The organism is Bacillus sp. 7884-1, from assembly GCF_002272245.1.
In the GTDB taxonomy this organism is placed as follows: Bacteria; Bacillota; Bacilli; order Bacillales; family Cytobacillaceae; genus Neobacillus.
Genome location: NZ_NPDD01000037.1, coordinates 1 through 19,046 on the forward strand (window position 1 = coordinate 1; position 19,046 = coordinate 19,046).

General features: G+C 38.6%; 19 protein-coding genes. 17 read left to right on the forward strand and 2 right to left on the reverse strand.

Annotation, left to right across the window (positions count from 1 at the left end; genetic code table 11):
- Positions 1 to 133 precede the first annotated feature (133 nt).
- The 5 genes from rsmG to CHI06_RS05275 all read left to right on the forward strand — a co-directional run bounded on the left by rsmG (position 134) and on the right by CHI06_RS05275 (position 4,605).
- Entirely contained in the window at positions 134 to 850 is a 717-nt protein-coding gene (gene rsmG / locus CHI06_RS05255) for a 16S rRNA (guanine(527)-N(7))-methyltransferase RsmG (protein ID WP_095247378.1), read from the forward strand.
- 111 nt (positions 851 to 961) lie between these two features.
- Positions 962 to 1,846, forward strand: coding sequence for a nucleoid occlusion protein (noc, locus tag CHI06_RS05260; RefSeq protein WP_095247379.1), 885 nt, complete (start codon positions 962 to 964; stop codon positions 1,844 to 1,846).
- 239 nt (positions 1,847 to 2,085) lie between these two features.
- On the forward strand, positions 2,086 to 2,847 hold the full coding sequence (locus CHI06_RS05265; protein WP_095247380.1) for a ParA family protein: 762 nt from the start codon (positions 2,086 to 2,088) through the stop codon (positions 2,845 to 2,847).
- Positions 2,840 to 3,697 (forward strand): ParB/RepB/Spo0J family partition protein, encoded by an 858-nt coding sequence (locus CHI06_RS05270; RefSeq protein WP_095247381.1) that lies wholly within the window; start codon positions 2,840 to 2,842, stop codon positions 3,695 to 3,697. The genes CHI06_RS05265 and CHI06_RS05270 overlap by 8 nt, the downstream gene beginning before the upstream one ends.
- Before the next feature lie 185 nt (positions 3,698 to 3,882).
- Positions 3,883 to 4,605, forward strand: coding sequence for a DUF554 domain-containing protein (locus CHI06_RS05275; protein WP_095247382.1), 723 nt, complete (start codon positions 3,883 to 3,885; stop codon positions 4,603 to 4,605).
- A 59-nt stretch (positions 4,606 to 4,664) separates the two neighbouring features.
- On the opposite strand, the gene yyaC is transcribed toward CHI06_RS05275, so the two are convergent.
- A complete protein-coding gene (gene yyaC, locus CHI06_RS05280) occupies positions 4,665 to 5,282 on the reverse strand; it encodes a spore protease YyaC (RefSeq protein ID WP_095247383.1) in 618 nt (205 codons plus the stop codon).
- 177 nt (positions 5,283 to 5,459) lie between these two features.
- Between yyaC and CHI06_RS05285 the strand changes: the two genes are divergently transcribed.
- The 11 genes from CHI06_RS05285 to dnaB all read left to right on the forward strand — a co-directional run bounded on the left by CHI06_RS05285 (position 5,460) and on the right by dnaB (position 16,339).
- Positions 5,460 to 6,344, forward strand: coding sequence for a mechanosensitive ion channel family protein (locus CHI06_RS05285; protein ID WP_095247384.1), 885 nt, complete (start codon positions 5,460 to 5,462; stop codon positions 6,342 to 6,344).
- Positions 6,345 to 6,359: 15 nt separating this feature from the next.
- Entirely contained in the window at positions 6,360 to 6,557 is a 198-nt protein-coding gene (locus CHI06_RS05290; RefSeq protein ID WP_095247385.1) for a DUF951 domain-containing protein, read from the forward strand.
- 75 nt (positions 6,558 to 6,632) lie between these two features.
- Positions 6,633 to 8,630: a molybdopterin-dependent oxidoreductase gene (locus CHI06_RS05295; RefSeq protein ID WP_095247386.1), complete on the forward strand. Its 1,998-nt coding sequence runs from the start codon at positions 6,633 to 6,635 to the stop codon at positions 8,628 to 8,630.
- 164 nt (positions 8,631 to 8,794) lie between these two features.
- Positions 8,795 to 9,895: a redox-regulated ATPase YchF gene (gene ychF, locus CHI06_RS05300; protein ID WP_095247387.1), complete on the forward strand. Its 1,101-nt coding sequence runs from the start codon at positions 8,795 to 8,797 to the stop codon at positions 9,893 to 9,895.
- Positions 9,896 to 10,073: 178 nt separating this feature from the next.
- Positions 10,074 to 10,361, forward strand: coding sequence for a 30S ribosomal protein S6 (rpsF, locus tag CHI06_RS05305; protein WP_045519104.1), 288 nt, complete (start codon positions 10,074 to 10,076; stop codon positions 10,359 to 10,361).
- 66 nt (positions 10,362 to 10,427) lie between these two features.
- A complete protein-coding gene (ssb, locus tag CHI06_RS05310) occupies positions 10,428 to 10,958 on the forward strand; it encodes a single-stranded DNA-binding protein (RefSeq protein WP_095247388.1) in 531 nt (176 codons plus the stop codon).
- 53 nt (positions 10,959 to 11,011) lie between these two features.
- Entirely contained in the window at positions 11,012 to 11,254 is a 243-nt protein-coding gene (gene rpsR, locus CHI06_RS05315) for a 30S ribosomal protein S18 (RefSeq protein WP_063255175.1), read from the forward strand.
- 127 nt (positions 11,255 to 11,381) lie between these two features.
- Positions 11,382 to 12,329, forward strand: a complete 948-nt coding sequence (locus CHI06_RS05320; protein ID WP_095247389.1) for a YybS family protein — start codon at positions 11,382 to 11,384, stop codon at positions 12,327 to 12,329.
- 23 nt (positions 12,330 to 12,352) lie between these two features.
- On the forward strand, positions 12,353 to 14,326 hold the full coding sequence (locus CHI06_RS05325) for a DHH family phosphoesterase (RefSeq protein ID WP_095247390.1): 1,974 nt from the start codon (positions 12,353 to 12,355) through the stop codon (positions 14,324 to 14,326).
- Complete coding sequence (rplI, locus tag CHI06_RS05330; RefSeq protein ID WP_095247391.1) at positions 14,323 to 14,772, forward strand: 50S ribosomal protein L9; 450 nt, start codon at positions 14,323 to 14,325, stop codon at positions 14,770 to 14,772. The genes CHI06_RS05325 and rplI overlap by 4 nt, the downstream gene beginning before the upstream one ends.
- A gap of 217 nt (positions 14,773 to 14,989) precedes the next feature.
- Entirely contained in the window at positions 14,990 to 16,339 is a 1,350-nt protein-coding gene (gene dnaB, locus CHI06_RS05335) for a replicative DNA helicase (protein ID WP_095247392.1), read from the forward strand.
- A gap of 187 nt (positions 16,340 to 16,526) precedes the next feature.
- Here dnaB and CHI06_RS05340 read toward each other — a convergent pair whose 3' ends face one another.
- On the reverse strand, positions 16,527 to 17,432 hold the full coding sequence (locus CHI06_RS05340) for a nuclease-related domain-containing protein (RefSeq protein ID WP_095247393.1): 906 nt from the start codon (positions 17,430 to 17,432) through the stop codon (positions 16,527 to 16,529).
- A gap of 195 nt (positions 17,433 to 17,627) precedes the next feature.
- Here CHI06_RS05340 and CHI06_RS05345 point away from each other — a divergent pair, with 195 nt between their 5' ends.
- On the forward strand, positions 17,628 to 18,920 hold the full coding sequence (locus tag CHI06_RS05345; protein ID WP_095247394.1) for an adenylosuccinate synthase: 1,293 nt from the start codon (positions 17,628 to 17,630) through the stop codon (positions 18,918 to 18,920).
- The last annotated feature ends 126 nt before the right edge of the window (positions 18,921 to 19,046 follow it).

The following is a 19,046-nucleotide window of genomic DNA, read 5'->3' on the forward strand; positions in this document are numbered from 1 at the left end:
GGGAGACCCCGCAGGCGCATTAGCGCCGAGGAGGCTCCCCGGACCGCCCGCGGAAAGCGAAGTGCCTGGAGTGGAAATTAACAGACCAGTTTAACAAGGCCTATAATTTTTTTAAAAAGAGGAAGTTTTGCTGATGAACATCGAACAATTCAAAGCTATGCTTCTTGAGAAGGGGATTACCCTTAGCGATAAGCAGCTTGATCAATTTGAGAAATACTTTCATACCTTGGTTGAATGGAATGAAAAAATGAACCTAACGGCCATCACTGAGCAAGGTGATGTCTATTTAAAACATTTCTACGATTCCATTTCTGCTGCATTTTACTTTGATTTCACGCAGCCCCTGCATCTCTGTGATGTCGGTGCAGGTGCAGGATTTCCAAGTATTCCATTAAAAATTGCCTTTCCTCATTTAGAGGTGACAATCGTTGATTCATTAAATAAGCGAATTTCCTTTTTAAATCATTTAGCAAATGTATTAAAATTGGAAAAGGTCCACTTCATTCATGATCGCGCTGAGACTTTTGGGGTTAATCCTTCCCATAGGGAGTCCTATGATCTTGTGACAGCAAGAGCCGTTGCAAGAATGTCAGTTCTTAGTGAACTTTGTCTTCCTCTTGTAAAAGTTGGGGGACATTTCGTCGCAATGAAAGCAGCTCATGCGAATGATGAGTTAAGTGTTGGTCAGAAGGCAATCAGTACACTTGGAGGAAAACTTGAGCAGAAGTTTACCTTCACTTTACCGATGGAAGAAAGTGAAAGAAATATCCTTGTGATAAAAAAAGAAAAGCAAACGCCGAAGAAATATCCGCGAAAACCAGGTACACCAGGTAAAATGCCAATTGAATAAATGGCGGTTGAGTGGATTATTTTTGTTTAAATAAACAGCGGGTCTTGGCAGGAAGAAAACAGTTAGATAGCGAAATAAGTAATATGGAGTTTCGTAAAGGTGGTGTTGGGGATGAAGAATTCGTTTTCACGCTTTTTTGGCCTCGGCGAAAAGGGAGATCAAAAGGTTGAGTTAGAGAAAGAGCTTGAAACGGAGTTAGAAGAAGAGCTAGATGCTGCAAAAAATGAGGAAATAAAAAAGATTCCGATTGATAGTATTGTTCCAAATCGTTTTCAGCCTCGAACCGTATTTGATGATGAAAAAATAGAGGAATTGTCACGAACAATCCATACTCACGGAATCATTCAGCCAATTGTAGTCCGGCAGTTTGAAGGAAATTATGAAATTATTGCCGGTGAGCGCCGCTATCGTGCCATGAAGAAGCTTGGCTGGGCTGAAGCACCAGCAATCATAAAAAATTATTCAGACACAGAAACCGCTTCTGTGGCTTTAATTGAAAACCTTCAGCGGGAAGAACTATCGCCTATTGAAGAGGCAATTGCCTATGGAAAGCTTCTTGAACTGCACAACTTAACGCAAGAAGCGCTTGCTCAGCGTCTCGGAAAAGGTCAGTCAACCGTTGCCAATAAGCTAAGACTTTTAAAGCTGCCACAGCTTATTCAAGAATCCTTGTTAAATAAAGAAATAACAGAACGGCATGCACGAGCACTTATTCCACTTAAAAATCCTGAGAAGCAGGTTATGCTTTTACAAGATATAATCGAAAAAAATCTTAATGTTAAGCAAACAGAAGACCGAGTTGCCAGGATATTAGAAGAGAAGAATCAAAAGCCAAAACCAAAGAGAAAAGCATTCAGCAAAGATATGAGAATTGCTGTAAATACCATTAGGCAATCGTTAACCATGGTTTCTGATAATGGGATTAATCTCGACTCGGAAGAAGAAGAATTTGAAGATTATTATCAATTTACAATAAAAATTCCAAAGAAAAAATAAAATAATCACAAAATGGAACCAGACTTTTTAGCAGTTTGGTTTTTATTTTTGTATCCTTAAATTCAATTAATGTAAAATAATGTTAATTACTATATTTATCTTCACTAATATTTTTTTTAAAAAAATAACAATAAATCAGTTTCATGATAAAATAAATAGCATGGAATTTAAGTTTACTAGTTTTACTAGTTTATATTACTAGATTTAAGTATTTTATTTGAAACAAGGTAGGTGACATCGTGGGCAAAACCATTGCAATCGCGAATCAAAAGGGCGGAGTTGGAAAGACAACGACCTCTGTCAATCTAGGCGCCTGCTTAGCATACATTGGGAAAAAGGTTTTATTAGTAGACATTGATCCACAAGGGAATGCAACAAGTGGAATTGGTATTGAAAAAGCAGATGTAGAACAGTGTATATATGATGTTTTAGTAGATGATGTGGAAGCAAAGGATGTTATTAAACCAACATCTGTCGAGAATTTATATGCCATACCAGCTACGATCCAGCTTGCAGGAGCGGAGATTGAACTGGTTCCTACTATCTCAAGAGAAGTCCGACTAAAGCGGGCTCTTGAAGAAGTCAAAGATCAATTTGATTATATTATTATTGATTGCCCGCCATCTTTAGGCTTATTGACTCTTAACTCCTTAACTGCTTCGGATTCTGTTTTAATCCCTGTTCAATGTGAGTATTATGCTTTAGAAGGTTTGAGCCAATTACTAAATACTGTACGATTAGTACAAAAACACTTAAACCAAGACTTGAAAATAGAAGGCGTATTATTAACGATGCTCGATGCCCGAACCAATCTAGGCATTCAAGTAATCGAAGAAGTTAAAAAGTATTTTCAAGACAAAGTATATAAAACCATTATTCCAAGAAATGTACGTCTAAGTGAGGCTCCGAGTCATGGTGAACCAATTATTAATTATGATTCAAAGTCTCGTGGAGCAGAAGTGTATTTAGATTTAGCAAAGGAAGTGGTCTCAAATGGCTAAAGGTTTAGGGAAAAAGGGCATAAATGCGTTTTTTACAAATATCGAAGCCGGTAAGGAAGAGACTGTCCAAGAAATTAGTTTAAAGGAATTGCGTCCAAATCCTTACCAGCCAAGGAAAACCTTCCAACAAGAGGCCATTGATGAGTTGAAAGCTTCTATATTAGAGCATGGAATACTCCAGCCTCTTGTGGTAAGAAAAAGCATAAAGGGGTATGAAATTGTTGTCGGAGAAAGACGTTTTCGAGCGGCTAAAGAAGCAAAATTAGATACTGTTCCAGCTGTTGTTAGAGAGTTAACAGAGCAGCAAATGATGGAATTAGCAGTATTGGAAAATCTTCAGCGAGAAGATCTAAACGCTATTGAAGAAGGACAAGCATACCAAACATTAATGGAAAAGTTAAATTTTACCCAAGAAGAGGTAGCAAAGCGGTTAGGAAAAAGCCGGCCGCATGTAGCCAATCATATCCGTCTACTTTCTCTTCCTGCTAAGATTCAAGAGTTAATTTCAACGGAGAAGATTTCAATGGGGCATGGCCGGGCACTCCTAGGGTTAAGACAAAAGGCAAAGCTGCCAGCTATAGTAGATAAAATTATTCAGGAATCGTTGAATGTTCGCCAACTGGAAAAACTCATCCAACAATTAAATGAAAATGTTCCACGTGAAACAAAAAAGCAAGAGAAGAAAAAGGATGTGTTTATCCAGGAGCGGGAACACTCCCTTCGCGAACGATTTGGTACGACGGTAAACATTAAGAAATCCAAAAATAAAGGAAAAATCGAAATTGAATTTTTCTCTGAAGAGGATTTAGAACGGATTTTAGAAATGCTAGGCAAGGAAGAAGCTTATTAAACCATCAGTGGATGGTTTATTTTTTTTTATTAGGCTGTGTCAAAGCTCTTAATTAGATTGGAGCGGAAATCAACAGGAAAGACTAACACAGCCTTTCCAAAAATAAATAACTTTCCAACAGCACCAAAAGATGATAGTTTAATACTATTATAAATTTCGAGAATCGAAGAATAGGTGAATAGACAATGTTTTTATTAGGAACACTTGTAAATGGATTGTTAATCATTATTGGGGTAATTATTGGTAAACTCTTGAACCGAATTCCGGAAAGCATGAGAACAACAGTCATGTATGCGATAGGCTTGTCGGTGATAGTGCTCGGATTACAGATGGGATTAAAAAGTGAAAATTTTTTGATTGTAATTATCAGCTTGGTTATGGGGGCTGTTTTTGGCGAGCTCATGCAATTAGAAGAAAAGCTGAATCAACTTGGGCTGTGGCTGGAAAGGAAAATGGGTTCTGTCGGTTCAACTGGAAAAGGAAGTATTGCAGAAGGATTTGTTACAGCAACTTTAATCTTTGTCATTGGGGCTATGGCAATCATTGGGGCACTTGACAGTGGTATTCGCGGGGATCACGATGTATTGTATACAAAAGGGCTCATAGATGGTTTCACTTCAATTATTTTAACTACTACTCTTGGGGTCGGAGTTATTTTTTCAGCCATACCAGTCATGCTCTATCAAGGAATCATTGCATTATTTGCCACTCAAATTAATACATTTATTCCCCAAGTATTGATGGATCAATTTATTGTTGAAATGACAGCAACAGGCGGTGTCATGATTTTTGCCATCGGTCTAAATCTAACAGGACTAGTGAAAATTAAAGTAGCAAACCTCCTCCCTGCAATTGCTGTGACAGGGATTATCGTTACAATTCTTTATGTATATAATCTTTATTTGTAGTACTTTACCATAGTTGTAAAAATAAAAAAGAGCAATTGGAGTTAATCCAGATTGCTCTTTTAATTAGTCTTTTTCTGCTCTTGCTGTGTTAGTTCTTGCAGTCTTCCTTTTGTATGAAGAATGCTTGCCTGATAAATACCATTTGCAATTGTTTTTGCCATTTTCATAACCAGGTTAAGGCGCGTATTTTGTAAGACAAAAAACTCCATAAAGCCGCTGACATTGACGATACCGGTTATGTGGATATTTCCAACTGCAGGAAGCTCCTTATTTACACCAGCCCCAGGTTTAACCGGGCCATCACCTACCTGGATAACTCCAACATTTTTCATTCGTCCTAAACAGGCATCAATCCCAATAAGATAGGGATCATGATGTTTTACTGTTATTTCTTGTAAACGTTCATTTAGATTTACTGCATGAATGGGCTCATCTAGAGTACCATACACATGAAAGGAAGATAAGTCCTTCTCCTCTAGAAGTGATCCCACAAGCGGGCCTAGTGAATCTCCGGTAGAGCGGTCAGTTCCAATACAAACAAATATGATTGGCCGCTCCGCATACCTGGGCAGGAACTTTAATAGTTCCATTGAAAGATTTTCAGCAGCTTGAAAATCATCATGAGGTATTCGCTGTGTATTAGCCCTCCTATCCAAGAAACTAGGTTTCAGATTCATAAGTCCACTCCTCGGTCTGTACTTTCTTTTTAACAGTATACGGAAAATTCCGAAAATCTATACATCACTAAACAAAGATATTCCAGTTGAAAAAATGAATAATTCACAATACTATAAAGTACAAAGGATACTTGGTAAAATAAGTGTGATTCATCAGGCAGAGGAAAGGGTGTTTATATGAGTTCTACTCAAAGGATTATTCAAAGATTCATTGATAAATTCCAAAATGAAGATACATGGTTAGCTATAGGGGAAGGTTTACTTAAGATTATTGCTATTATGATCGTTGCTAAAATTCTAATTAAGTTAGGCAGTATAGCAATTGACAACGTCTTTAAAATTAGAACTCGTTCTCCTTTAAAGACTTCAGAACGAAGAGAAGAAACACTGTCGAAGCTTCTCGATAATGTACTTACATATGTAGTCTATTTTATTTCTTTTATGATGATTCTCTCCGTCTTAACCATTGATGTAAAAGCGCTGATTGCTGGGGCAGGAGTTGTCGGACTCGCCGTTGGTTTTGGAGCGCAGAGTCTTGTCAAAGATGTAATAAGCGGTTTCTTTATCATTTTTGAAGATCAGTTTTCAGTTGGTGATCACGTTCGAATTGACCAATTTGAAGGAACCGTTCAAACGATTGGTTTGCGAACAACAAAGTTAAAAAGCTGGACAGGAGAAGTTCATATTCTTCCGAATGGGAGTATCATTCAAGTAACAAATTTCTCTTTAAATAACAGCCTTGCAATCATCGATATATCGGTTGCTTATGAAGAAGATATTGAAAAAACACAAAAGGTTATTAAGGATTTGCTTGAAAAAATGCCTGAACAATATGAAGAATTAACGAAAGCACCTGAGCTTTTAGGTGTCCAATCCTTGGGACCATCAGAGGTTGTTTTGAGAATTGTTGCTGAAACCTTACCTATGAAGCATGCGGGTGTTACAAGGAATATAAAAAGAGATGTTAAAGAATGTTTAGATGCGCATGGAATTGAAATTCCATATCCGCGGATGGTCATGTACTCAAAGAATTCTGGAAATATCACTGAACCTGGTGTTTAAAAGGAGAGGATTTCAATGGAAGAAAAAGAATTTGGGTTAAATGATGTCGTTGAAATGAAAAAGCAGCATCCATGTGGGACGAACCGTTGGAAAATTATTCGCATGGGGATGGATATTCGCATCAAATGTGAAGGCTGCGATCATAGCGTAATGATCCCAAGGCGTGAGTTTTCCCGGAAAATGAAGAAAATTTTGGTGAAGCATGAGCAGTAGCACATGCTTCTTTTTTTGGCTTAAATATATTATCCTATTAAAAAAGTAGAAAGATTATTTTGGGGGTGAGGGAATATGGCAGAAGTTCTGAAATCAGCATGTCCTTTAAATTGCTGGGACAGCTGTGGTCTTCTTGTAAGTGTTGAAAATAATAAAGTAATAAAGGTTGAAGGTGACCCCTCCCACCCGATTACCAAGGGGAAAATTTGCGGCAGAGGTAGAATGCTCGAAACAAGGACCAATTCTCCTGAACGGCTTCTTTATCCTTTAAAAAAGGTAAATGGAGAATTTCAGCAAATTTCATGGAAGCAAGCACTAGATGAAATTTCCCTTAAGTTAAAGGAAATTAAAGAACAATTTGGTTCCACCGCCGTCCTCCATAGTCATGATTATGCAAACAACGGGGTACTAAAAAATTTAGACCAACGTTTTTTTAATGGTTATGGCGGTGTTACAGAAATTTATGGATCACTTTGTTGGGGTGCAGGAATTGAGGCACAAAAGTGGGATTTTGGTGATGCTTATGGTCATGAACCAGAGGATATCCTAAATAGTAAAAACATTATTATCTGGGGAAGAAACGTCGCGCGGACCAATATGCACTTTTATGAAAAGCTCCTAGAAGCAAAGAAAAATGGTGCGAAAATTTATGTTATTGATCCATTATATAATGCAACTGCAAAAATAGCAGATGAATATATATCAGTAAAACCGGGAATGGATGGTTTACTTGCTGCCGGTATTATAAAGGAAATACTTCGATTAGGACTCGAAGACCGTGAGTTTATTTTCCATCATTCATATGGATTTGAGGATTTAGAAAACCTTGTTGTTAGTATTTCTTTAGAAAAAATCAGTGAAATGACAGAAGTACCAATGGAAACGATCCACTCTTTAGCGAAGGTCTTTTCGGATAAACCAACATCAACTTTTATGGGACTTGGACTGCAGCGATACAAGAACGGCGGGAATACCATCCGTTTGATTGACGCCCTTGTTGCGGTAAGCGGAAATATTGGTATTCCTGGCGGAGGCGCCAATTATGCAAATCTCCAAGTGGGTCAAAGCTTTGATGTGGCTAATTTAACTAAGAGTGATCGTAAAACCAGCCATAGACAGTTTTCAATTATGAAGCAAGCGGAGGAAGTGCTCGCTGCCATTGATCCAGAAATAAAGATGATTATCGTCACCTGTGGCAATCCTCTTACACAAGTTCCAGATTCATCCATCGTGGAAAAAGCTTTTTCGTCAGTTTCGACTTTGGTGGTTATTGAGCAATTTATGACTGATACAGCGCAACTGGCTGATTATGTATTGCCAACTACAACATCATTTGAGGAAGAAGATATTTATTACTCCTCTATGTATCATCACTACGTCAATTATGGTCCGAAACTTGTTTCAGCACCTGGGGAAGCAAAATCTGATTTATGGATTTGGACACAGTTGGCACAGAGACTCGGATTTGGAGATGATTTTAGGTTATCAAGAGAGCAGATGCTTCAATTGTCTCTTCAGTCGTTAGCTGAAAAGGGAAAAACGTTGGATGAACTTAAAATGAAAAGTTCTCTTGAATTGCCGGTAAAGCGAGTTCCATGGCGGGATTTCCAGTTTAAGACAGCTTCCGGAAAATATGAATTTACCTCTATGAACAAGGGTGAAGATGGTAAGTTGAAATTAGCTGTTCCTGAAGAATCAAAATGGAATAATCCGCTCCTAGCCGAAGAGTTCCCGTATCACCTATTGACCATTCATCCATTAAGATCAAATCACTCACAAAACTATCATCTCCTTCCTAAAGCACCTCAGCTAAAAATAGAAGTTGCTGAAAATATTGCAACCGATATGCATTTAAAGGCTGGTGATTTTGTAAGAGTATGGAATAATCGTGGAGAAGTGAAGGGATACCTCTCCATTTTACCAAAGGCACACCCTAACACGATTAATATCGATGAAGGAATTTGGAGACAGTTTGGCGGTTCCGTTAATAACCTAACCTCAAGCAGTGAATCCGATAACGGTCTTGGCAGTACCTTGTACGATTGCCTGGTGAATATTGAAAAAATAAACTAACTGCTGCCGATGGCGGCAGTTTTTCTTATTTAGCCTAGTGCCTAGAGCTTCCACTTTTCTTTGCTTGTCTTTTTACGGGCTAATGCCTATAATTGTGAGAGGCTTTTTAATAATACTTGGACGTTATTTTTATAAATAGATATATTCTTTGAGGAGTGAAAGTAATGGCATTAACAGCAGGAATTGTAGGGCTGCCGAATGTTGGTAAGTCTACATTATTTAATGCAATCACACAGGCTGGGGCTGAATCAGCTAACTATCCGTTCTGTACGATTGATCCAAACGTAGGAATTGTGGAAGTACCAGACCACCGTCTAAATAAATTGACTGAGCTTGTTCAGCCGAAAAAGACAGTTCCCACTGCATTTGAATTTACCGATATCGCAGGAATTGTCAAGGGTGCGAGTAAAGGTGAAGGTTTAGGAAATAAATTCTTATCTCATATTCGTCAAGTAGACGCGATTTGTCAGGTTGTCCGCTGCTTTGCAGACGATAATATTACTCACGTTTCAGGGAAAGTTGATCCTATTTCAGATATTGAAGTCATTAACTTAGAGTTAATTCTTGCTGACATGGAATCTGTGGAAAAACGGATTAGCCGTGTGGAGAAATTAGCGAAACAAAAGGATAAAGAAGCAGCTGCTGAGTTTGAAGTGCTCTCTATGCTTCGTGATGCCTTTGAAGCTGAAAAGCCGGCACGGACGGTTGAGTTTACCGATGAACAGTTGAAAATCGCAAAAATGCTTCATCTTTTAACGATTAAGCCCGTTCTTTATGTGGCGAACGTTGGTGAAGATGATGTAGCGAATCCATCAGAAAACGAATATGTTCAAAAGGTTCGTGAGTTTGCAGCGGCAGACAATGCTGAAGTAATAGTGATTTGTGCAAAAATTGAAGAAGAAATTGCTGAACTTGAAGGCGATGAAAAGCAAATGTTCCTTGAGGAACTTGGAATTGAAGAATCCGGACTTGATCAATTAATTCGTGCGGCTTATAATTTGCTTGGATTAGCTACCTACTTTACAGCAGGTGTTCAGGAAGTTCGTGCATGGACGTTTATACATGGCATGAAAGCTCCACAATGTGCGGGTATCATTCACTCTGACTTTGAACGCGGATTTATTCGGGCTGAAACAGTTTCTTATGATGACTTATTAGCAGCTGGAAGCTATAATTCCGCTAAGGAAGCTGGAAAAGTCCGTTTAGAAGGAAAAGAGTATCTAGTAAAAGATGGAGATGTCATTCACTTCCGTTTTAATGTATAAAATTGTCAGCCTTGCATTCGCAGGGCTTTTTACGTGGGGAGACTTTTAAAGGGAAAAACAAGAAATAGTGAACAACCTTGCATTTCCTCATGAACTATGCTAAAATTTTACCTTGTGAGTAATGAATAATTGCTCCTTGCCCAAAATGGGCCGTTTAGACCAAAAGGAGGTGACTGTGATGAATAAGTACGAAATCATGTACATCATCCGCCCAAATATTGAAGATGAAGCGAAAAAAGCTCTTGTTGAGCGTTTCAACGGAATTCTTCTTGAAAACGGTGCGGAAACTGCTGAAACAAAAGATTGGGGTAAGCGTCGTTTAGCTTACGAAATCAATGATTTCCGTGATGGATATTACGAAATCGTTAAAACTACATCTTCAGCTGACGCGGTACAAGAATTTTCTCGTCTTGCGAAAATCAGCGAAGATATCATTCGCCATTTAGTAATTAAAGAAGAAGCTTAATATAAATGTATTTTAGTCAGAATGTTTCACATGAAACATTCTCCGAAAGAAAAGGAGTTGATTCTGATGATGAATCGTGTCGTGCTTGTTGGCCGATTAACAAAAGATCCTGATTTGCGTTATACACCAAATGGGGTTCCTGTAGCTACTTTTACTTTAGCAGTTAACCGCCCGTTTTCTAGTCAGGCTGGTGAGCGTGAAGCAGACTTTATTAATTGTGTTGTTTGGCGAAAACCTGCTGAAAATGTGGCAAACTTCTTGAAAAAGGGCAGTCTTGCAGGTGTTGATGGCCGTATTCAGACCCGCAACTATGAAGGACAAGATGGTAAGCGTGTTTACGTTACTGAAGTTCAGGCAGAAAGTGTTCAATTTCTTGAACCTAAAAATGCATCTAGCGGCGGCGCAAGAAGCGACAACGATCACTTCGGTGCACCTCCAAGGGAACCGCAAGGAAATCCTTATGGCGGCGGCAATCAGAATCAACGTCAGTATCAAAACAACAACAATAATAATAACAAAGGTTTTACTAAAGTGGATGATGATCCGTTCGCAGGTAACGGTCAGATAGACATCTCCGATGATGATCTACCATTTTAAAGTGAAATTTGAATGACGTTTCTAAAATAACAGTAATGAAGGAGGGAATTTTCATGGCAGGTGGAGGACGTAAAGGCGGACGCGCGAAGCGCCGTAAAGTGTGCTATTTTACAGCAAATGGTATCTCTCGCATCGATTATAAAGATGTAGATTTACTTAAAAAGTTTATCTCTGAGCGTGGAAAGATTTTACCACGTCGTGTAACTGGTACAAGCGCTAAATATCAGCGTAAACTAACAGTTGCAATCAAACGTGCACGTCAAATGGCATTATTACCATTCGTTGCAGGGGAATAAATTGAATTCGAGCAGCTAGGGGGAACCCTTGCTGCTTTTTTCTTTTATATTGCAGAATTGTTGAATAGCAGCGCGTATCTAGCTAAAATTAAGAAATAGGGTTTTTTGAATTAATTGAGGTGAAGCAGTGAAAAATGTTCGTAAATTAACAGAAGGTGCTATCCTTTTAGCAGCCTTTGCAGTTCTATTGTTACTTACAATCTATGTCCCGTTGCTTGGAATGGTTGTAAACCTATTCTTAGCTGTACCATTTATGCTTTTTGCAGCCAAGAATGATGGGAAAAGTATATTTGTTTTTATCATCGCCTCCCTTCTTCTATCATTCATTGTAGGAAGTATTATGTCCCTGCCATTAACGCTTGCATATGGAACAACAGGTGTCGTAATCGGGTACCTTATTCAAAAACAGAAGAATATGGGTGTTCTTTTCATTGCAGGTACTCTTGTCTTTCTAGTTAATTTAATTATTATTTATGTATCAAGTATTGTTCTTTTTAAAGTAGATATGATCACTGAAATGATTGAAATGATGCGTGAGTCACTCAGTGTTTCCGCTGATTTATTAAAGAACTTTGGAAATGCGCAAGACTCGGAGAAGGTGTTGGAGCAATTTAATAATGGATTAAATCTAATTAAAACCTTAATCCCAACGTTATTCGTTCTTTCTTCCTTTTTAATTGTATTTATCATGCAGCTTGTATCCTTCCCAATTATAAAAAGATTTGGAGTTAAGGTAGAAAAATGGAAAAGCTTTAAAGACATTTCCTTGCCAAAAAGCATCATGTATTATTTTCTCCTTACTTTGCTTTTAAGTATGTTTATGAATCCTGAAGAAGGTACCTTCTGGTATATGGCAATTATCAATATGACCTACATCCTGCAATTCCTAATGGTCCTGCAAGGATATACGTTTATATTTTATTACTTCGACCAAAAGGGTATTTCAAAAGCTATTTCTATAACAATAGCGATTGTCTCTTTCACCATTCCAATTTTCCTTTATATTGTAGGGATATTAGGTATAATTGACTTAGGCTTTGATTTACGAAAAGGCTTTACGAAAAAAGAGAGATGACTACTGTTTAGGAGCTGAAAAATTTGCCTGCATTTATTGAAAAACGCTCGATTCGTTATCCTTTTTACGGGCTAATAGGCATTACAGTGGTGCTGCTCATTGTCCTGGCCTACTATAATTGGATACTAAGCTTAGTTGGGTTATTTCTCATTATCCCGCCATTTTACTATATGTTAGTCATTGATTCCCGCCAAAGAAAAGAGATGGAAGACTATATCTCAACCCTTTCTTACCGAGTGAAAAGGGTAGGCGAAGAAGCGCTGATGGAGATGCCGATTGGGATTATGCTCATAAATGATGAATACTCTATCGAGTGGACCAATCCTTTTCTTTCCTCCTATTTTGATGAGGATACCCTTATTGGAAGGTCACTCTACGAAATAGCCGAAACGTTGATTCCGTTAATTAAACAAGAGGTTGGCACAGAAATTATTACCCTTCACGAACGAAAATTTCGAGTGATACTTAAAAGTGAGGAGAAGCTCCTTTACTTCTTTGATGTCACCGAACAAAAAGAAATTGAACAAATGTACCATGATGAACGCACCGTTATTGCAGTTATCTTTTTAGATAATTATGATGAATTAACACAAGGTATGGATGACCAAATGCGTGGCAGTATTAACAATATGGTTACTTCAACCTTAAATAAGTGGGCCCAGGACAACGGTATTTTTCTTAAAAGAATCTCATCAGAACGATTTATCGCTGTTTTCAATGAAGCCATTCTTCAGCTTCTTGAAAAAGGAAAATTTACAGTTCTAGATGAAGTAAGAGAAATGACATCTAAGCAAAATATCTCCTTCACACTAAGTATAGGTGTAGGTGCTGGGACGCCTTCTCTGCCTGAATTAGGTGTATTAGCACAATCAAGTCTGGATTTAGCCTTAGGAAGAGGCGGAGATCAGGTTGCAATTAAACATCCCAATGGTAAAGTTAAATTCTTTGGCGGTAAAACCAATCCGGTTGAAAAACGGACAAGAGTACGCGCCCGCGTTATTTCCCATGCCTTAAAGGATTTAATTACCGCAAGCGATAAGGTCATTATTATGGGTCATAAAAATCCTGATATGGATTCTATTGGTTCATCTATTGGTATTTACAAGGTTGCGCAAATGAATCAAAAGGATGCCTACATAGTCTTGAACCCCCAAGAAATGGATGGCGCTGTTCACAGGCTCATGGGAGAAATCCGCCATCAAGAGCAGTTATTTTCTCGATTTATTGGTCCAGAAGAGGCGTTGGAAATTTCAACAGAAAAAACATTGCTTGTTATCGTTGATACCCATAAGCCAGCACTCGTCATTGAAGAACGACTTCTTAATAAAATAGATAATGTTGTGGTTATTGACCATCATCGCCGTGGAGAAGAATTTATTGCAAATCCAGTTCTTGTTTATATGGAGCCATATGCTTCCTCAACTGCAGAGCTTGTAACCGAATTTCTTGAATACCAGCCAAAACGCGGTAAAATAGAAATGATAGAAGCAACGGCACTGCTCGCGGGAATCGTGGTGGATACGAAAAGCTTTACTTTACGAACAGGTGCTAGAACCTTCGATGCTGCCTCCTATTTGCGAGGCCAAGGGGCAGATACCATCCTCGTTCAGAAGTTTTTAAAGGAAAGCGTTGATACGTACATTAAGCGGGCTAAATTAATTGAATCGGTTGTTTTTTACCGCGATGGAATTGCCATTGCTAAAGGGGATGAAGGCGACCGACATGATCAAGTCCTTCTTGCCCAGGCAGCAGATACACTCCTGACGATGGATGGTGTAGCAGCTTCCTTCGTGATTGCGAAACGAAATGAAGGGCTGATTGGAATTAGTGCCAGATCGCTTGGAAATGTAAATGTTCAAGTCATTATGGAAAAGCTTCAAGGCGGCGGGCACCTGACAAATGCAGCTACCCAGCTGACCGGGATTTCCATAGCAGAAGCAGAAAGACAATTAAAGCTAGCAATTGAAGACTATTTTGAAGGTGGGAAAAAGGAATGAAAGTAATTTTTCTAAAAGATGTAAAAGGAAAAGGCAAAAAAGGTGAAGTAAAGAATGTTGCGGATGGCTATGCGCATAACTTCTTAATTAAGCAGGGCTTGGCAATTGAAGCGAGTAATACAAACATCAGCACGCTAGAGGGTCAAAAGAAAAAGGAAGACAAACGTGCGGCAGAAGAGCTTTCTGAAGCGAAAAAGCTAGGAGAACAGTTAGAAAAAATTACTGTTGAGCTATCTGCTAAAGCAGGTGAAGGCGGCCGCCTGTTTGGTTCGATTACAACAAAGCAAATTGCGGAAGAGCTTCAAAAGAAACATGGAATTAAAATTGATAAGCGCAAAATGGAATTATCAGATGCGATTCGTACTCTAGGACATACAAAGGTTCCGGTTAAGCTTCATCATGAAGTTTTAGCAACTTTAACTGTTCATGTAAAAGAAGTAAATTAATTTCCAGTTCAAATTTCAGGTAAACATGTTAAAATAATAAAAGTTAAGGGAAAAAGAAACTATACTTTTTCCTAGGAAAAAGGAAATACACTTTTTCTTAAGTGAGTGACGTGATGTGATCGGTTGAGGCTGGTCACTTTTCTTCATTATGGACATAATTAGGTTTAATACTATTAATATATAAATTATCCTCTTCATAATAGGAGGTTTTTGATAGATGAATGATTTATATGCAGATCGTCTGCCACCGCAAAATATTGAAGCTGAACAAGCTGTATTAGGTGCGATTTTCTTAGAGCCCTCTTCTTTAACTGTGGCTACAGAAATCTTGATACCTGAAGACTTTTACCGTGCTTCGCATCAAAAGATATTTAATGCTATGTTGAAGTTGAACGACGAAGGTAAGGTCGTTGATCTTGTAACGGTAACCGAGGAGTTAGCAGCAGCAAAGCTAATTGAAGATACAGGCGGAGTGAGTTATTTAAGTGAATTGGCTAGTTCTGTTCCAACAGCCGCTAATATTGAGTATTATGCGAGAATCGTAGAAGAGAAGTCTTTGTTAAGACGATTAATACGAACAGCCACAGAGATTGCTTCAGATGGTTATTCTCGTGAAGATGAAGTCGAAGCACTTTTAAGCGAGGCAGAAAAAAATATTCTTGCCGTAGCGCAGCGGAAAAATGCTGGATCCTTCCACAATATTAAAGATGTCCTTGTACGTACGTATGACAATATAGAAGAAATGCATAACCGTGTAGGGGATATTACCGGTATTTCAACTGGATTTGCTGAATTGGATCGGATGACAGCAGGTTTCCAGCGTAATGATTTAATTATCGTTGGGGCCCGTCCTTCCGTTGGTAAAACGGCCTTTGCCTTGAACATTGCTGCCAATGTTGCGACAAAAACGGGTGAAAATGTGGCCATATTCAGTCTAGAGATGGGTGCAGAACAGCTTGTTATGCGTATGCTTTGTTCGGAAGGAAATATCGATGCTCAAAGGCTGCGTACAGGTTCCCTAACAGATGATGACTGGGGTAAGCTGACGATGGCCATGGGGAGTCTGTCAAATTCGGGGATTTTTATAGACGATACACCTGGGGTTAGAATCAGTGATATCCGTTCAAAATGCCGTCGCCTGCAGCAAGAGCATGGTTTAGGCATGATCCTAATCGATTATTTGCAGTTAATCCTAGGAAGCGGTCGTTCAGGTGAGAACCGTCAGCAGGAGGTTTCAGAGATTTCCCGATCCCTAAAACAATTAGCGCGTGAGCTTAAAGTTCCTGTTATTGCCCTATCACAGCTTTCCCGTGGTGTGGAACAGCGTCAGGACAAACGTCCGATGATGTCCGATATTCGTGAATCCGGTTCGATTGAGCAGGATGCCGATATCGTTGCCTTCCTATACCGTGATGATTACTACGATAAAGAATCCGAGAATAAAAACATCATCGAAATCATCATCGCTAAGCAGCGTAACGGCCCAACCGGCACCGTTTCGTTGGCGTTTGTAAAAGAGTACAATAAATTCGTAAACCTCGAGACACGGTACGATCCAAGTGCATAACTTTTAATGAGCTAGCCAAACTTTTGGCTGGCTTTTTTAATAGATTGATAACTCTACAATGCCAGATTTGTTCTGTTGAGGCCCTTCGTACCCGTTCAGGTCGAAAATGGGGATTAACGGTAACGAATAGAGGCTATTCGTGCCCGCAAAGGCTGAAAAAGTAAATAGACGGTAACGAATAGAAAAATTACTCTTTTGAAATGTGATAAGATGATCTACTATGTCTTATTAGTTCAAGGTTTTTTGCTAAAATACGTCTAATCGTTTTTTTAGACTTTATGATGCCGCACCATTCATGAATTCTATCTGTCGTAATCTTTATATCAGGAAAAAGTAAGCTAAATTCATTCACACTTCTTAATATAGCTGCCTCAGGCTCCTCTATACATCCACATTGCTTACATTTCAATGTCCCATCTGTTAAAAAGTTCCTGCAATCCCGGCAAGTGATACCTTTTTTCAACTTTTCAAAGCTGTATGGAGGTAATCTTGGATAGGGAGATTCAATTTTATGCAGACCTTCTAATTGTTCGGCTAATTGAAAATGCTTTTTGTTTAGTTTTACTGGTCCTGAATTTAACTTTTTTAAAAAGCGGTTAAGCTGTGTTGGAAAAATAATGGCTGGCTGGATTGAGGGTATATATAAGTGGAACTCGGGGTTGTTGAAGATAAGATAGGAATCAATCGTAAAATGATATCCTAAGTCGTGCAGCAATTTTTTAAGTAAGGTTTCGCAGCGTTCTAGTTGGTGTAATGGATTCTTTTGTAGGACACCTGCGGGGTTATACCATTTATCATCTTTGACAACATAATCTCCTTCAAAATTTTTTACGTCTAATAGATGAATCTTCTCATAAGCAATGATTAACGTATCAATTTGGAATGTGGATTGGTTATGTTCAAGTAATAAGTCATGCAGAACGAACCAATCATCAGTAAGATTTAGCAGCCAAATATCGCTTCTTACCTCGCCTTCATACCCTTTATTGATTGTCCAAAAATGTTTTTTATCATTCTCTGAAAGATCCATTCTAGCATTTAATAAACGATAAAGTACTAATTCCAATGTTTCTGATCTCTTTTTAAAAATCATATAACACTTCCTTCCTAATGATACCTATTTTATGGAAAACCAATATCTAATACAAGCTAGATTCATAAATTAATATTTTACGAACATATTTTAATAAGTCAATATAATCGTTCGTGTTTTGTTGACTTTTACCTGTATTAATTGGTAAACTTGTGTGTGGAAAAAGAAAAGCGTATTTAATTTGGAGGTGCCTATATGACGTCAGTAGTGGTAGTTGGTACACAATGGGGAGACGAGGGAAAGGGTAAAATTACCGATTTTCTTTCCGAAAATGCAGAGGCAATTGCTCGATACCAAGGTGGAAATAACGCAGGTCATACCATTAAATTCAACGGTGAAACATATAAATTACACTTAATCCCATCTGGAATCTTTTATAAGGAAAAAATCTGTGTAATTGGCAATGGAATGGTGGTCGACCCTAAGGCACTTGTTGCTGAGCTTGCCTATCTACACGAAAAAGGGATTACAACTGATAACCTACGCATCAGTAACCGCGCGCATGTTATCCTTCCTTACCATTTAAAACTCGATGTTGTTGAGGAAGAAAGTAAGGGTGCCAATAAAATTGGAACCACTAAAAAAGGAATCGGCCCTGCTTATATGGATAAAGCAGCGCGTGTTGGAATCAGAATCGCTGACCTCCTTGAGCGTGACGTTTTTGAAGAAAAGCTTGAACGAAACCTAGCTGAAAAGAATCGTTTATTCGAACGTATTTATGAGACAACAGGTTTTACAAAAGAGGAAATCTTAGATGAGTATTTCGAATATGGACAGCAAATTAAACAATATGTTTGTGATACATCTGTAGTGTTAAATGACGCACTAGATGAGGGCAAACGGGTTTTATTTGAAGGCGCTCAGGGAGTTATGTTAGATATTGACCAAGGTACGTATCCATTTGTTACTTCGTCGAATCCTGTTGCAGGAGGCGTTACAATTGGCTCTGGCGTTGGCCCATCAAAAATCACACATGTTGTGGGAGTTTGTAAGGCGTATACCTCTCGTGTTGGTGACGGACCGTTCCCAACGGAGTTACATGATGAAATTGGCAGTCAAATTCGTGAAGTAGGACGTGAGTACGGTACAACAACTGGACGTCCACGTCGAATTGGCTGGTTTGACAGTGTAGTTGTTCGTCATGCACGACGTGTTAGCGGCTTAACGGACCTTTCACTGAATTCCATTGATGTGCTATCTGGGCTAGAGACGTTAAAAATCTGTACAGCCTATAGCTACAAAGGTGAACTGATTACTGAATACCCTGCAAGCCTTAAGGTGTTAGCGGAGTGTGAACCAGTCTATGAAGAGCTTCCAGGATGGTCTGAGGATATTACAGGAGTTAAAACATTAGATGAACTTCCTTTAAATGCACGCCATTATGTTGAACGGGTAACACAGCTTACTGGAATTCCATTAACCACTTTCTCTGTAGGGCCAGATCGCAATCAAACAAATGTTGTTCGCAGTCCTTGGAGACAAATTTAATCATGAAAAAGCCCTCATTTTCTGAGGGCTTTCGCTTTTCAAAATCTTTTTTTAAAAAAGTATTGTACTTTACATACAAGCCGTGTTATTATAAAAAGCGTCGTCACAAACGAGACATCTTATGAC

Bases quoted from the DNA above. Each gene is read 5' to 3' on its own strand.
- ychF (WP_095247387.1), top strand. From the start codon at position 8,795: ATGGCATTAACAGCAGGAATTGTAGGGCTGCCGAATGTTGGTAAGTCT.
- CHI06_RS05270 (WP_095247381.1), top strand. From the start codon at position 2,840: ATGGCTAAAGGTTTAGGGAAAAAGGGCATAAATGCGTTTTTTACAAAT.
- ssb (WP_095247388.1), top strand. From the start codon at position 10,428: ATGATGAATCGTGTCGTGCTTGTTGGCCGATTAACAAAAGATCCTGAT.
- rplI (WP_095247391.1), top strand. From the start codon at position 14,323: ATGAAAGTAATTTTTCTAAAAGATGTAAAAGGAAAAGGCAAAAAAGGT.
- CHI06_RS05345 (WP_095247394.1), top strand. From the start codon at position 17,628: ATGACGTCAGTAGTGGTAGTTGGTACACAATGGGGAGACGAGGGAAAG.
- dnaB (WP_095247392.1), top strand. From the start codon at position 14,990: ATGAATGATTTATATGCAGATCGTCTGCCACCGCAAAATATTGAAGCT.
- CHI06_RS05290 (WP_095247385.1), top strand. From the start codon at position 6,360: ATGGAAGAAAAAGAATTTGGGTTAAATGATGTCGTTGAAATGAAAAAG.
- CHI06_RS05340 (WP_095247393.1), bottom strand. From the start codon at position 17,432: ATGATTTTTAAAAAGAGATCAGAAACATTGGAATTAGTACTTTATCGT.
- rsmG (WP_095247378.1), top strand. From the start codon at position 134: ATGAACATCGAACAATTCAAAGCTATGCTTCTTGAGAAGGGGATTACC.
- yyaC (WP_095247383.1), bottom strand. From the start codon at position 5,282: ATGAATCTGAAACCTAGTTTCTTGGATAGGAGGGCTAATACACAGCGA.
- rpsF (WP_045519104.1), top strand. From the start codon at position 10,074: ATGAATAAGTACGAAATCATGTACATCATCCGCCCAAATATTGAAGAT.
- CHI06_RS05295 (WP_095247386.1), top strand. From the start codon at position 6,633: ATGGCAGAAGTTCTGAAATCAGCATGTCCTTTAAATTGCTGGGACAGC.
- CHI06_RS05275 (WP_095247382.1), top strand. From the start codon at position 3,883: ATGTTTTTATTAGGAACACTTGTAAATGGATTGTTAATCATTATTGGG.
- noc (WP_095247379.1), top strand. From the start codon at position 962: ATGAAGAATTCGTTTTCACGCTTTTTTGGCCTCGGCGAAAAGGGAGAT.
- CHI06_RS05285 (WP_095247384.1), top strand. From the start codon at position 5,460: ATGAGTTCTACTCAAAGGATTATTCAAAGATTCATTGATAAATTCCAA.
- rpsR (WP_063255175.1), top strand. From the start codon at position 11,012: ATGGCAGGTGGAGGACGTAAAGGCGGACGCGCGAAGCGCCGTAAAGTG.